We start from the raw sequence: 14,093 nt of genomic DNA on the forward strand, positions 1-14,093 counted from the left end.
CCGTGGACCTGTGGAGGGGCACGCGGGTGTCGGTCGTCCCGGCTACCCTGGTCGCGTGGTCACCGCCCTGTATCGCCGTTACCGGCCCGAGAACTTCGCCGAGCTGATCGGGCAGTCGCAGGTCACCGACCCGCTCCGCACGGCGCTCCGCACCAACCGCGTCAACCACGCCTACCTGTTCAGCGGTCCGCGCGGCTGCGGCAAGACGACCTCGGCCCGCATCCTGGCGCGGTGCCTCAACTGCGCCGAGGGGCCGACCGACACCCCGTGCGGCGTCTGCCCGAGCTGTGTCGAGCTCGCCCGTGACGGCAGCGGTTCGCTCGACGTCATCGAGATCGACGCCGCGAGCCACAACGGTGTCGACGACGCGCGCGACCTCCGCGACCGCGCCGTGTTCGCCCCCGCGCGCGACCGCTACAAGATCTTCATCCTCGACGAAGCGCACATGGTCACCCCGCAGGGGTTCAACGCGCTGCTCAAGCTGGTCGAAGAACCGCCGGAGCACGTCAAGTTCATCTTCGCGACGACCGAGCCGGAGAAGGTCATCGGCACCATCCGGTCGCGCACCCACCACTACCCGTTCCGGCTCGTGCCGCCCGCCGTCATGCTCGAGTACATCGAGCAGCTCTGCACGCAGGAATCGGTCACGGTCGCACCCGGCGTCCTGCCCCTGGTCGTGCGCGCCGGCGGCGGGTCCGTCCGCGACACCTTGTCCCTGCTCGACCAGCTCATCGCCGGCAGCGAAGACGGCGCGATCGCCTACGAGCGCGCGGTCGCCCTGCTCGGCTACACCGATGCCGCGCTGCTCGACGACGTCGTGGACGCCCTCGCCGTGGCCGACCCGGCCTCCGCCTTCGCTGCGATCGACCGGGTCGTGCAGACCGGTCAGGACCCGCGTCGGTTCGTCGAGGACCTGCTCGAGCGACTGCGCGACCTGATCGTCGTCGCGGCGACGAACGAGAGCGCCGCGGCGGTCCTGCGCGGTGTCTCGCCGGACGAGCTCGACACCATGACCCGGCAGGCCGGTGTCTTCGGTGCCACCGGGCTGTCCCGTGGCGCGGACATCGCGAACAAGGCGCTGACCGACATGACCGGAGCGACCTCGCCCCGGCTGCACCTCGAGCTCATGACGGCCCGCATGCTCGTGCCCGAGGCCGACGACACCCAGCGCGGTGCCCTCGCCCGGGTCGAGCGGCTCGAGCGCCGCGTCGGCGTCGGGGACGCCGGCGGCCACCAGGCACCGTCCGGCGCGGTCGCAGCGCAGGGGTCCGCACAGCCGGCCGCCACCAGCACGGCGCCCGCTCCGGCCCCGTCGTCGACTGCGGCACCGCGTCGGCAGGAGCCCGCCGTCCAGCAGGCGCCGGCGGCGCAGCAGGAGCCCGCCGCGCAGCAGGCTCCCGCCGCGGCGTCGGCGAACGCGGCTCCGGCGGCGCAGTCCGACGCCGGCAGTGCGGCACGTGACGCCGCAGCCTCCTGGGCTGCAGCCGTCCCGAGCGCTCCCGAGCCCGCTGCTCCGACCACCGAACAAGTCAGTGCTTCGTCCACGGGCCAGGGCACGACGATCGGTGACGAGCCGGCGGTCCGGACCGTCGGCGCCGTGGGCTTCCAGCAGATGCGCGACGCCTGGCCGCAGATCGTCGAGCACGTGCAGCACGCCAAGCGGTCGGCGTGGTCGGTGGTCGTCACCGCACAGGTGACCGCGCTGCGCGACGACGTGCTGACCCTGACCTTCCCGAGCCAGCAGGACGTCGCCTCGTTCAAGGAGATGTCCGACCCCTCGGCCAGCGTCAGCGAACTGCTCCGCGCCGCGATCATGGACGTCATCGGGCTCCGCGTGAAGTTCGTCGCCCGCGGTCCCGGAGGCCCTGGTCAGCAGCGCACCCCGGCTCCCACGCAGCAGCCGTCCGCGCCGGCCGGCCGTCCGGCGCGGGCGAGCCAGCCCGCCGCGCAGCCGCAGCCGCAGGCGTCGTCGGCGCCGCAGTCCGCCGCTCCGGCGTCGGCCCCGGCCTCCGAGGCTGCTGCAACCACCGGGGACGGTTCGGCCGCCCCTGCTGAGGCCGCCGCTTCCGCAGCGCCCGACACGACGGCGGCACCCGAACCCGCGGCGTCCACGCCGGAGTCCGGTCCCGCCGCCACCGAGCCGGAGCCCCGTCCGGCGCAGGCACCCACTCCGGCGTCGGCACCCACTCCCGAGCAGGCGCCGGCTGCCGAGCAGGCGCCGGCTCCCGTTGCTGGGTCGGCACCCGCTCCGACGCAGACACCCGCTCCCGCGCAGGCGCCCGCACCGTCCGGCGCACCCGTCACCGACTGGGCGGTCGCGACGATCCCCACGAGCGACCCCACCGCCGACGCCGTGCCCGAGTCCGTCGAACCCGGCTGGGCGGCACCCTTCGGCACCGCTCCGGCCGCCGCGCCCGTCGCCCCGGCGGAGTCCGTCGACCCGCAGCAGCCCCGGTCCGAGGCGCCAGCGCAACCCGCCGGTGCCACCGCGCCGCAGGGGGCGCAGCCGACCGACGTCGGACCGCAGGCGGCGTCGTCGACGGTCGCCGCGCCTCCCGGAGGACCCGTCGTACCGGGCGTGCCCGTCGACGACTACCCGCTGGACGACGAACCGTACGACGACGGCGCGCCGTTCCCGGACCCCGGTCACGGCCGATCCGCCGCAGCGCCCGCGCAGGCGCCGACCGCCCCGCGCGCACACACGGCTCCGCCGGCCGCGCCGCGGACCGCACCACCGGCACGTCGTGCGCCGGTCGCCGGTCGTTACGGCGAGGCCGTCGTGCGTGAGATCCTCAATGCCCAGTTCATCGAGGAGACCGCTCTCCACCAGGACGGTGCCTGATGTACGACGGGATCGTCCAGGACCTCATCGACGAGTTCGGTCGCCTGCCGGGAATCGGCCCGAAGTCGGCGCAGCGCATCGCGTTCCACATCCTGCAGACCGAGTCGTTCGACCCGTCGCGGCTGTCCGAGCTGCTGGCGGACGTCAAGGAGCGCGTGCGCTTCTGCGAGATCTGCGGCAACGTCACCGAGAACGTCCAGTGCAGCATCTGCCGTGACCCGCGCCGGTCGCCGGCCACGATCTGCGTGGTGGAAGAGGCGAAGGACGTCGCAGCGATCGAGCGCACCCGTGAGTTCCGCGGGCTCTACCACGTGCTCGGTGGCGCGATCAGCCCGATCGACGGCATCGGCCCGGACGACCTGCGGATCCAGCAGCTCATGACGCGCCTGGCCGACGGCACGGTCGAAGAGGTCATCATCGCGACCGACCCCAACCTCGAGGGCGAGGCGACGGCGACCTACCTGAGCCGGTTGCTCGTCCCGATGGGCATCCGGACGACCCGGCTGGCCTCGGGCCTGCCGGTCGGCGGCGACCTCGAGTACGCCGACGAGGTCACGCTCGGCCGCGCGTTCGAGGGCCGTCGCGTCGTCGGCGGCTGAGCTCCACGCAGGATCGTTGCGTGTGGGGCGGCTCGCACGCAACATCCTCGAAACACCTACTACCATTGTGAGACCGCGTGACCTCGCGGTGTCGCCGTCTCCGGGAGTACCAGCCAGTGGCCTTGATCGTGCAGAAGTTCGGTGGATCCTCCGTCGCGGACGCCGAGAGCATCAAGCGCGTGGCGAAACGGATCGTCGAGACGAAGAAGGCCGGCAACGACGTCGTCGTGGCGGTGTCGGCGATGGGCGACACCACCGACGAACTCGTCGACCTGGCGCACTCGGTCACCCCGATCCCCGCGGGCCGTGAACTCGACATGCTCCTGACCGCGGGGGAGCGCATCTCGATGGCGCTGCTCGCGATGGCGATCAAGAGCCTCGGGGTCGAAGCCTCGTCGTACACCGGCAGCCAGGCGGGCATGCTCACGGACGCGCAGCACGGCAAGGCGCGCATCGTCGACGTCACCCCGAAGCGCGTGCGCGAGGCGCTCGACTCCGGCCACGTCGCCATCGTCGCGGGGTTCCAGGGGTTCAACCGCACGACGGGCGAGATCACCACGCTCGGCCGTGGCGGCTCGGACACGACGGCCGTCGCGCTCGCCGCCGCGCTCGACGCCGACGTCTGCGAGATCTACACCGACGTCGACGGCATCTTCACCGCCGACCCTCGTGTCGTGCCGAAGGCCCGCAAGGTCGACCGCATCACGAGCGAGGAGATGCTCGAGCTCGCGGCGTCCGGCGCCAAGGTCCTCTACATCCGTGCCGTCGAGTACGCCCGCCGGCACGGCGTCACCCTGCACGTCCGGTCCTCGTTCAACAACACCGAGGGCACCATCGTCTACAACCCTGCCGAGGGGGAAATCGTGGAAGAACCGATCATCACCGGGATCGCCGGAGACCTCTCCGAGGGGAAGATCACCGTCGTGGGCGTCCCGGACCAGCCGGGCAAGGCCGCCGAGATCTTCACCAACGTCGCACGCGCCGGGGCGAACATCGACATGATCGTCCAGAACGTGTCGGCGGCGTCGACCGGGCGGACGGACATCTCGTTCACCCTGCCGAAGGACCAGGGCCAGACCGTGCTCACGGCGCTCGAGGTCGCGAAGTCCGACATCGGCTACGAGAGCATCCAGTACGACGACCAGATCGGCAAGCTCGCCCTGGTCGGTGCCGGCATGCGCACGAACGCCGGCGTCTCGGCGAAGCTCTTCCGCGCGCTGCACGACGCGTCGATCAACATCGAGATGATCTCCACCTCGGAGATCCGGATCTCGGTCGTCACCCGCGCCGACACCCTCAACGAGGCGATGCGGGTCGTGCACAACGCGTTCGACCTCGACGCCGAGGCCGAAGCCGTCGTCCACGCCGGCACCGGCCGCTGACCCACGCTGACCCGCTGAACCAGGAGCACCGCATGAGCACCCTCACCGTCGCCGTCGTCGGCGCCACCGGACAGGTCGGCGCCGTGATGCGTCGTCTGCTCGAAGAGCGCGCGTTCCCGGCCGACCAGGTCCGGTTCTTCGCGAGCGCCCGGTCCGCCGGCACGACCCTGCCGTTCCGCGGCGAGCAGATCGTGGTCGAGGACTCCGAGCTGGCCGACCCGTCGGGCATCGACATCGCCCTGTTCTCGGCCGGTGCCACCGCCTCGCGGGCCCTCGCGCCGAAGTTCGCCGCAGCCGGGGCGCTCGTCGTCGACAACTCGAGCGCCTGGCGCATGGACCCCGAGGTCCCGCTCGTCGTGAGCGAGGTCAACCCGCACGCGATCGACCAGGCCCCCAAGGGGATCATCGCGAACCCCAACTGCACCACCATGGCGATCATGCCGGTACTCAAGGTGTTGGACACCGAGGCCGGGCTCCGCCGTCTGGTCGCCACGACCTACCAGGCCGTCTCCGGCTCCGGGCTCGCCGGCGTCGAGGAACTCCTCGGCCAGGCGCGTGCCGCCCTCGAGCAGGACACCGCAGCGCTCACCCACGACGGTTCCGCCGTGACGTTCCCCGAGCCGGTCAAGTACGTCCGCCCGATCGCCTTCGACGTCGTGCCGCTCGCCGGCAGCATCGTCGAGGACGGCCTGGGGGAGACCGACGAAGAGAAGAAGCTCCGCAACGAGAGCCGCAAGATCCTCGAGCTCCCCGACCTGCTCGTCGCCGGCACGTGCGTGCGTGTGCCGGTCTTCACGGGCCACTCCATCTCGGTGCACGCCGAGTTCGAGCGTCCGCTGTCGCCCGAGCGTGCGACCGAGATCCTGTCGAGCGCACCGGGCGTGGAGCTGTCGGACGTTCCGACGCCGCTGCAGGCCGCCGGTCAGGACCCCGCGTTCGTCGGGCGCATCCGTGCCGACCAGTCCGCGCCCGAGGGGCGTGGGCTCGCACTGTTCGTCAGCAACGACAACCTGCGGAAGGGTGCAGCGCTCAACGCGGTGCAGATCGCCGAGGCGATCGTCGCGCGTCGTACCGTCGCCGCGTAGCCGTACCGTCGCCGCGGAGCGGCAGAGTCGCCGCGGAGCGGCGCGGCCGCGCGCAGCGACTCGGTCACCGCGCGCGGCTGACCGGCCTGTCGGTCGACGCCGGTAGGATCGACGGGTGGCAGTGAAGCAGGTGGACCCGATCGATGTCGTCCTCGTCGGGGGAGGCATCATGAGCGCCACCCTCGGCGCGATCATCCACCGGCTCGAGCCTTCGTGGAAGATCCGCGTGTACGAGCGTCTCGGCGCCGTCGCGCAGGAGTCCTCGAACCCGTGGAACAACGCCGGCACCGGGCACTCCGCGCTCTGCGAGCTGAACTACACGCCCGAGCTCGCCGACGGTCGCGTCGAGATCGCGAAGGCCGTCACGGTCAACGAGCAGTTCCAGGTCTCGCGGCAGTTCTGGTCGCACCTGGTCGAGATCGGTACGCTGCCCGACCCGTCCAACTTCATCAACCCGACCCCGCACATCTCCTTCGTCTGGGGCGCGGACAACGTCGAGTACATGCGCAAGCGGTACGAGGCGATGCGGGGGCACCCGCTGTTCGCCGGGATCGAGTTCTCCGACGACCCCGCTCAGATCCGCAAGTGGGCGCCCGCGCTCATCCCCGGTCGCAAGAAGGACCAGCCGATCGCGGCGACCTACTCGGCGGCGGGCTCCGACGTCGACTTCGGGTCGCTCACCCGGCAGTTGTTCGACCAGCTCGAACTCGACGGGCTCGAGTTCGAACCGAACCACCAGGTCAAGAACATCTCGCGGGGCAAGGACTTCGACGGCTGGGCGCTCGACGTCCTGAACGAGGTCGGTCGGTCGACGCAGAAGATCGCCGCGAAGTTCGTCTTCGTCGGTGCCGGTGGTGGGGCCCTGCAGCTGCTCCAGAAGTCCGGCATCCCGGAGATCCGCGGGTACGGCGGCTTCCCGGTCTCCGGCGAGTTCCTGCGCACCGACGATCCCGAGGTCGTGCAGAAGCACGCAGCCAAGGTCTACGGCAAGGCCAGCGTGGGGGCGCCGCCGATGTCGGTGCCGCACCTGGACACCCGCATCGTCGACGGCAACGCATCGCTGATGTTCGGGCCGTACGCCGGGTTCAGCCCGAAGTTCCTGAAGCAGGGGTCGATGCTCGACCTGTTCAAGTCGATCCGACCGCACAACCTGCGCCCGATGCTGAGCGTCGCGTTCTCGAACTTCGACCTGGTGCGCTACCTGATCGGCCAGCTGCTCGCCTCGAAGCAGACCAAGTTCGACGCGCTGCGCGACTTCATGCCGAGCGCCGAGCCCGAGAACTGGCACAAGATCATCGCGGGCCAGCGGGTGCAGGTCATCAAGCCGGACAAGGACAAGGGCGGGGTGCTGCAGTTCGGCACCGAGGTCATCACGGCCGCCGACGGTTCGATCGCCGGGCTCCTCGGGGCCTCGCCGGGGGCGTCGACCGCCGTGCCGATCATGCTCGGCCTGCTCCGGAAGTGCTTCCCTGACCGTTGGGACGGCTGGCAGGACGCGGTCCACGAGATGGTCCCGACCTACGGGCAGGACCTCGGTGACGACGCCGCCTTGGCCGACGCCACCCTCGAGCGCACGGCGAAGGTGCTCGGCCTGCACCACTGACCAGCTCCGGCTTGCGGCCCGTTCGAACATGTGTTCGAATGGCGTCATGCGGTGGAGTGGACAGGCGATCGATGCCGAGCAGAGCGACGCACTGCCGGGCATGGAGTCGAACAGCGGGTTCGTCCGGAGTGTGACGACGCCCGAGTTCGCGGGTGTCACGTTCCACGAGGTGCTGGCGAAGAGCGCGCTGAACCGAGTGCCGAGCACCGACGGTTCCGGCACCTACGGCTGGACCATCAACCCGTACCGGGGGTGCAGTCACGCGTGCGTGTACTGCTTCGCGCGGCCGACGCACACCTACCTCGAGTTCGACGGCGGAGCCGACTTCGACCAGCAGATCGTCGTGAAGACGAACGTGGCCGACGTCCTGCGGCGTGAGCTCGGCAAGCCCACGTGGGACCGCCACCCGATCGCGCTCGGCACGAACACCGACCCGTACCAGCGTGCCGAGGGCCGGTACCGACTGATGCCCGGGGTGATCCAGGCGTTGGCGGACAGCCGCACACCGTTCAGCATCCTGACGAAGGGCACGCTGCTCCGGCGCGACCTGCCGCTCCTGGCCGAGGCGGCGAAGGTGGTGCCGGTCGACCTCGCGATGTCGATCGCCGTGTACGACGACGACCTGCAGCAGTCGGTGGAGCCCGGCACGCCCACGACGGCTGCGCGGCTCGCCACCGTGCGGGCGATCCGCGACGCCGGGCTCGACTGCGCGGTGTTCCTCATGCCCGTGCTGCCGTACATCACCGACACCCGTGCACACCTCGACGACGCCGTCGGTCGGGCGGCGGCGGCCGGTGCCACGAGCGTCATGTACTCCGCGCTGCACCTGCGGCCGGGCGTGAAGCCGTGGTGGTTCGAGTGGCTCGGACGCGAACGGCCCGACCTGGTGGCGCGCTACCGGGCGATGTACCTCGACAACACCTTCGCGCCGAAGGACTACCGCCGGTGGCTGTCGGAGCGCATCCGACCGATCCTGGCGGCGCACGGCGTCGGCCTCGGGCGCGTGGACCCGGCGACGGGGTCGATGGGCTTCTCGGACCCCTCGACGGTGCCGCAGGAACAGTCGATCCCGACGACTTCGCCGCTCAAGCGCGCAGATCCGGGCTTCGACCGCCGCCTGCTCCGACCGGTCGCGACGCAGACGTTGTTCTGAGCACCGAGGTGTGCGCGTTCGGGGGACATCGGTGCGCCGTGGGGGCCGGTATCATCGACCGGGTCGCCGAACGGACGCTGTTTCGGGGTACACGGTCAGCACCGAGGTGTTTGATCGTGGGCGGCATTCCCGCCACCCGGAAGGACCCATCTCGTGCTCGGCATCCCCACGCACCTCGCTCCGCGAGTGAACGCGTGGTCGACGGTGCGGGCGTTCCACGCCGGTGCGATCGGATCGCTGGTGGCGGCGGCGATCGCGCTGCTGCTGTACCGGCTGTCCGAGCCCGACGTGCAGGTGATCAGTGCGGTCCTGGCGCTCGTCCCGATGCTCGGCATGATCGGCGTGCACGTGCAGTTCGGCACCTGGCGCTCCGCGGTCGCGTTCCTGGTCGTCGGCGGCGTCTGTGCGTGGTGGTTCGCGATGGTCGTGCAGCAGCAGGTCCCGTTGGGCTGGGTCACCTCGTACCTGCTGTCGCTGGCGGTCATCCCGCTCATCCTGGTCGGCGGTGCCGGCGCGGTGCCGAGCCGCGTCGTCCTGTGGTCCTTCCTCGGGTTCCTGACCGGACGGGCGGCGACGTGGATCGCGGTCGTCCAGGCCGACGGCCCACCGCGTCCGCTCGTGCTCGCCTGGGTGACGCTCGGGTTCGTGGTCGTGCTGGTGCTGTTCACGAATCGGAGCACCGGTCGGTCGGAGCGGGTGCAACCGGAGTTGCTGCGGTCGGCGCGTGAAGAGCACGTCTCCGCGTACCGTGCCGGGGTCGAGGCCGAGGCGGCTGCGATCCTGCACGACACCGTCCTGAACCACCTCAACGCGATCTCCCTGGCTCCCGACGGCCCGATGGACCCGCACCTGGCGCGGACCATCGAGGCCGACGTCGCCGTCCTGACCGGCAAGGGGTGGCTGGCACCGGCCGCTCCACAGCGACCCGGTGCAGCGGTCGACGCGTTCGCCGTCATGGTGGACCAGCACCGTGCGACCGGTCTCGACGTCACGGTGTCCGGCAACCCGTCCGCACTCGACCGGCTCGACCAGCGGGCCGTCACCGCGCTCGTCCGCGCCGTGGGCCAGTGTCTCGCCAACGTCCGCAAGCACGCCGGCGTCGACGCGGCCGAGGTCAGCGTCTTCGACGACGGCGCGTCGTGCACCGTGATGGTGGTCGACGACGGTCGTGGCTTCGACGAGGACTCCACTGGCTCCGACCGGATGGGCCTGCGTGGCTCGGTCCGCGACCGCATCGGTCGGGTGGGCGGCGACGTCCAGATCTGGTCGTCGCCCGGTTCGGGCACGAGCGTGATGATGACGGTGCCGTTCGGACCGGTCACCGCCACGACGGACGCCGTGGCCACCGACCACGCCGGCACCGTGGTCCCCGACGAGGTCGGCGGCGTGCAGGGAGCCGACCGGTGAGCGCCACGACCGAGGCCCGTCGGACCGCGCAGCAGTACGACCCGCTCGGCGCGATGGGGTCGCGTCCGCTCGCGATCGGGCTCGGCGCCGCCAGCATCGTCTGGGCGCTCCTGGTGTCCGTGTTCGACCGTGACGTCGTGGGCAGCCCCACCCTCAGCGCACTCACCGTCATCCTGGTCGCGGCGTCGGCAGCGGTCGTGTTCACCGCCTCGAGTCCATTCCGAGCACCGTTCCCGCGGTGGGCCTTCATTGCGCACGTCGGGCTGCTCGGCCTGGCGTCGGTGACGAGCGTCGCCGCGCAGTGGGGACCCGACCGCAGCGCGCTGAACGACTTCATGTCGCTCATCACGGCGACCGGCATCGTGATGGTCGCGCCGTACCGGCCCTGGACGGACCTGACCATCGGCGGCGCCCTGCTCGCCGTCGTCAACGCCGCGACCTGGGGCGTCGGTGCAGCGACGTTCCCGCACGAGATCCCCGTCGCCGTCGCGGCCTTCCTGGCGGCGGCACCGACCCTGGTGCTGACCGCTGCGTCGGCCGTCTTCGCGTGGACGTTCGCGGGTCTGGCCGAGCGGGTGCAGATCCGGGCTGGTTCCTACTCGGTGGAGCGTGCGGAGCGGGACGGCATCGCGGCGAGCGTGCAGCAGGACCGGTCGACGATCCTCGCCCGCGACGTCGCACCGTTCTTCGCCGAGCTGCGCACGCGCGAGGTCATCACCGATGCCGACCGCGAGCGGGCACGACTGATCGCCGACGGCATCCGCCGGGCGATGGTCGCCGACGCGGACCGCACCTGGTTCGAGCAGGCCGTGCGGGTCGAGGGCGGGGACGCCCCGGTCGTCGACGACCCGGACGGGCTCGCCGCGATGCTCGACGCCGACCAGCGCTCCGTGGTGCGGACGTTCCTGCGGGCCGCGTTCCGTGCCTCGACCGTCGACCCGGCCGGGTTCCGGGCAACGCTCCGACGCGAGGACGGGCAGGACGACGCGGCCACCCGCGGCGATGCAGCACGCACCGACCCGGCCCGCACCGACCCGGCCCGCACCGACCCGGCCCCCGCCGACCCGGCCCGCACCGACCCGGCCCGCGACGCCCGCGTGCTGCTCGCACTCGACCTCGCCGTGGCCGACTCCGACATCGGGATCCACCGCACCTTCGACCCCTACTTCGCCGTCCTCCGTGTGACGTTCCCCGACCTCGACGTCGCGGTTCGTCCGTCCGCCCTCGCACTAAGGTTCTCCTATGACCAGCACTGACCCGAACAGGCTCTCGGAGGGGTCCCCGTCCCTCCCGAACCCGGGGGCACGACGTGTGCGGTTGGCCATCCTCGACGACCACGAGGTGCTGCTCGACAGCCTGTCGAGCTGGATCGCGGTGAACGCGTTCGACTTCGACCTGGCCCTGACCGCGCACACCTGGCTCGAGATGGTCCACAGCGACAGCTTCCCGACCGACCTGGTGTTCCTCGACTTCCAGCTCAAGGAACCCGTCTCGATCGAGGCCCGTGTCCGCACCTGCCGTGCCGCCGGCGCGAAGGTCATCGTGCTCTCCAGCGTCGACAGCCGCGAGTCCCGCGACCGTGCCCTGGCAGCAGGCGCCGCGGCGTTCCTGTCGAAGTCCCTGCCGATGCGCGAGGTCATGGACGTCGCCCGCGAGATCATGGGCGTCGCCCGCGAGACCCCGCAGCCGCGCGAGTGGCGTCCGCTGCCCACCGGGGCGGCTGCGCACCAGCGTCCGAAGCTCAGTCACGGCGAGGAAGAAGCGCTCCGGCTGTACGTGTCCGGCTACTCGACCAACGAGGTCGCCGCGCAGATGAACGTGCAGTACGAGACCGCGAAGACCTACCTGCGCCGGGTCCGCGAGAAGTACAGCAAGGTCGGCCGTCCCGCCTCGAAGAAGTCCGACCTGATCCGGCGGGCCGCCGAGGACGGGTTCCTCGCGTAGTGGCGAAGCTCTACTTCCGCTACGGCGCGATGAACAGCGGCAAGAGCACGGGGCTCCTGCAGGCTGCCTACAACTACGAGGAGCGCGGGCACCGGGTCCTGCTCGCGAAGCCCGCGGTGGACACCAAGGGCGACCGTGAGATCGTGTCCCGCCTCGGCGTGACCCGCACCGTCGACCTGGTCTTCGCTCCCGACGCCGACGTCCGGTCCGCGGTCGCTGCGGCCGGCGCCGTCGACCCCGAGTCCGACCGCCTCGACGGCATGGTCCGCGCGGTCAGCTGCGTCCTGGTCGACGAGGCGCAGTTCCTCACTCCGCAGCAGGTCGACGACCTGCTGCGCATCGCGGTCCTCGACGAGATCCCGGTGATCACCTACGGCATCCGCACCGACTTCCGCACCGAGGCGTTCCCGGGCAGCGCCCGCCTGCTCGAGGTCGCGCACTCGCTCGAAGAGCTCAAGACGATCTGCCGCTGCGGTCGCAAGGCCGTCTTCAACGCCCGCACCGTCGACGGCCGGTTCGTGTTCGACGGCTCGCAGGTCGCCATCGACGGCGTCGACGTCGCCTACGAGTCGCTCTGCGCCAACTGCTACCTGACGGAGTCCGGCGGCCGGCTCGACGGCGCCTGACCCGCGCTGCCGGCAGATCGTCACACACCGCTCGCGTTCGCCGAGCGGACACGTCGCGTCGCCGATCCGCCCGTCGGGCGACCGGACGCGACCAGTCCGCGAGGTGCGCGCGTCAGGTCGTGACCGCTCGGCGCTCGAGACGCGACCGCAGACGGCCTGGAGGCGCGGTGCAGCCCCGCCACGGGCCTCCCGGCCGTCGCGCCTGACGTCCACGGCGCGCCGCATGCGTCCGCCGTTCGGTCGCGAACCGTCGCTTGTGCGACGTCCGGGCGACGCCTGGTGACCGGTCGGCCGGCGGACGACGGCGTGTCCTGACCGGTGGAGGAGGCGGTCTCGTCGTGGAATGCGTGCGCCGCGGCGTGCGTTGGTGACCACATGAGCGACGACACCCTGCACCTGTCCGTCCTGGACCTGGCGACGCGCGAGTACGGCCAGTCCAACACCGAAGCCCTGCAGGGCTCGATCGACATGGCGGTCCACGCCGAGAAGCTCGGCTACGAGCGGTTCTGGGTCGCCGAGCACCACGGCATGCCCGGCATCACCTCGTCGGCCCCCGCGGTGCTGCTGAGCGCCGTCGGCGCGGCCACCTCGACCATCCGCATCGGCTCCGGCGGCGTCATGCTGCCGAACCACGCACCCCTCGTCATCGCCGAGCAGTTCGGCACGCTCCGAGCGCTGTACGGCGACCGCGTCGACCTCGGGCTCGGCCGTGCGCCGGGCACCGACGGGGCGACCGCGATGGCGCTGCGCCGCACCGACCGGCTCGACGTCGACGACTTCCCGGACCGCCTCGCCGACCTGATCGGGTTCTTCACCGGGATGTCCTCGGACAACCCGCTGTCGGGTATCCGTGCGGTGCCGGGGTACGGCGACGTGCCGGAGTTCTGGTTGCTCGGTTCCTCCGGGTACAGCGCGCAGGTGGCCGGGGCGCTCGGCGTCTCGTTCGCCTTCGCCCACCACTTCGCGTCGGACAACACCGAGGCGGCGCTCGCGTTGTACCGCGACTCGTTCCGGCCCTCCCGGTTCCGCCAGACGCCGAACGCGCTCATCGGTGTGCAAGTCGTCACCGACGAGGACCCGGCCGTCGTCGACGAGCAGAGCGCTCCCGGGATGATCTCGTTCATCCGGATGCGGCAGGGCGCGAAGCCCGAGCCGGTCTCGATGGACGAGGCCCGCGCGTACGAGTTCAACGACCTCGAGCGTCGGTTCATCGCCGCGCGTACCGAGCGCCAGGCGTACGGCACCGCCGACCAGGTGGCGGACAAGATCAACGCGCTCGTGGCGTCCACCGGGGCGAACGGCGTGATCGTCGCTCCGGGTGCTGCGCAGGCGCGGTACCGGCACCAGGCGCTCGACGTGGTGGCCGGGCTGCACGCGTCCGGGCGGCTCGTGCGCGCTGGCGCGTCGGCGTCGGCGCCGGCGTCGGCGTCGGTCTAGCTCGCTCGTTCGTTC

The 14,093-nt window shown here is 71.4% G+C and carries 11 protein-coding genes; all 11 read left to right on the forward strand.

What is annotated here, in order from left to right:
- The first annotated feature begins 55 nt into the window (after positions 1–55).
- The 11 genes from HQQ88_RS10035 to HQQ88_RS10085 all read left to right on the forward strand — a co-directional run bounded on the left by HQQ88_RS10035 (position 56) and on the right by HQQ88_RS10085 (position 14,078).
- On the forward strand, positions 56–2,842 hold the full coding sequence (locus tag HQQ88_RS10035; RefSeq protein ID WP_173169344.1) for a DNA polymerase III subunit gamma and tau: 2,787 nt from the start codon (positions 56–58) through the stop codon (positions 2,840–2,842).
- Complete coding sequence (recR, locus tag HQQ88_RS10040; protein WP_111084231.1) at positions 2,842–3,441, forward strand: recombination mediator RecR; 600 nt, start codon at positions 2,842–2,844, stop codon at positions 3,439–3,441. The genes HQQ88_RS10035 and recR overlap by 1 nt, the downstream gene beginning before the upstream one ends.
- 116 nt (positions 3,442–3,557) lie before the next feature.
- Positions 3,558–4,823 (forward strand): aspartate kinase, encoded by a 1,266-nt coding sequence (locus tag HQQ88_RS10045; protein WP_173169345.1) that lies wholly within the window; start codon positions 3,558–3,560, stop codon positions 4,821–4,823.
- A 32-nt stretch (positions 4,824–4,855) separates the two neighbouring features.
- Entirely contained in the window at positions 4,856–5,908 is a 1,053-nt protein-coding gene (locus HQQ88_RS10050; RefSeq protein ID WP_123292140.1) for an aspartate-semialdehyde dehydrogenase, read from the forward strand.
- Positions 5,909–6,023: 115 nt separating this feature from the next.
- Positions 6,024–7,511 carry a malate:quinone oxidoreductase gene (locus HQQ88_RS10055; RefSeq protein WP_111084228.1) on the forward strand — a complete coding sequence of 496 codons (1,488 nt, stop codon included), beginning with the start codon at positions 6,024–6,026 and terminating at the stop codon, positions 7,509–7,511.
- A 46-nt stretch (positions 7,512–7,557) separates the two neighbouring features.
- The gene (locus HQQ88_RS10060) at positions 7,558–8,664 is read left to right on the forward strand and encodes an Rv2578c family radical SAM protein (protein WP_173169346.1); all 1,107 of its coding nucleotides are present in this window, start codon (positions 7,558–7,560) and stop codon (positions 8,662–8,664) included.
- Between the two features lie 153 nt (positions 8,665–8,817).
- Positions 8,818–10,071: an ATP-binding protein gene (locus tag HQQ88_RS10065; protein WP_173169347.1), complete on the forward strand. Its 1,254-nt coding sequence runs from the start codon at positions 8,818–8,820 to the stop codon at positions 10,069–10,071.
- Positions 10,068–11,327, forward strand: coding sequence for a hypothetical protein (locus HQQ88_RS10070; protein WP_173169136.1), 1,260 nt, complete (start codon positions 10,068–10,070; stop codon positions 11,325–11,327). The genes HQQ88_RS10065 and HQQ88_RS10070 overlap by 4 nt, the downstream gene beginning before the upstream one ends.
- Positions 11,314–12,015 carry a response regulator transcription factor gene (locus HQQ88_RS10075; protein WP_235035937.1) on the forward strand — a complete coding sequence of 234 codons (702 nt, stop codon included), beginning with the start codon at positions 11,314–11,316 and terminating at the stop codon, positions 12,013–12,015. The genes HQQ88_RS10070 and HQQ88_RS10075 overlap by 14 nt, the downstream gene beginning before the upstream one ends.
- Positions 12,015–12,641, forward strand: a complete 627-nt coding sequence (locus HQQ88_RS10080) for a thymidine kinase (protein ID WP_123292145.1) — start codon at positions 12,015–12,017, stop codon at positions 12,639–12,641. Before HQQ88_RS10075 ends, HQQ88_RS10080 begins: the two co-directional genes overlap by 1 nt.
- Positions 12,642–13,016: 375 nt before the next feature.
- Positions 13,017–14,078 carry an LLM class flavin-dependent oxidoreductase gene (locus HQQ88_RS10085; RefSeq protein WP_173169348.1) on the forward strand — a complete coding sequence of 354 codons (1,062 nt, stop codon included), beginning with the start codon at positions 13,017–13,019 and terminating at the stop codon, positions 14,076–14,078.
- Positions 14,079–14,093: the final 15 nt, after the last annotated feature.

This window comes from Curtobacterium sp. VKM Ac-2861, assembly GCF_013204965.1.
Classification (GTDB): domain Bacteria; phylum Actinomycetota; class Actinomycetes; order Actinomycetales; family Microbacteriaceae; genus Curtobacterium.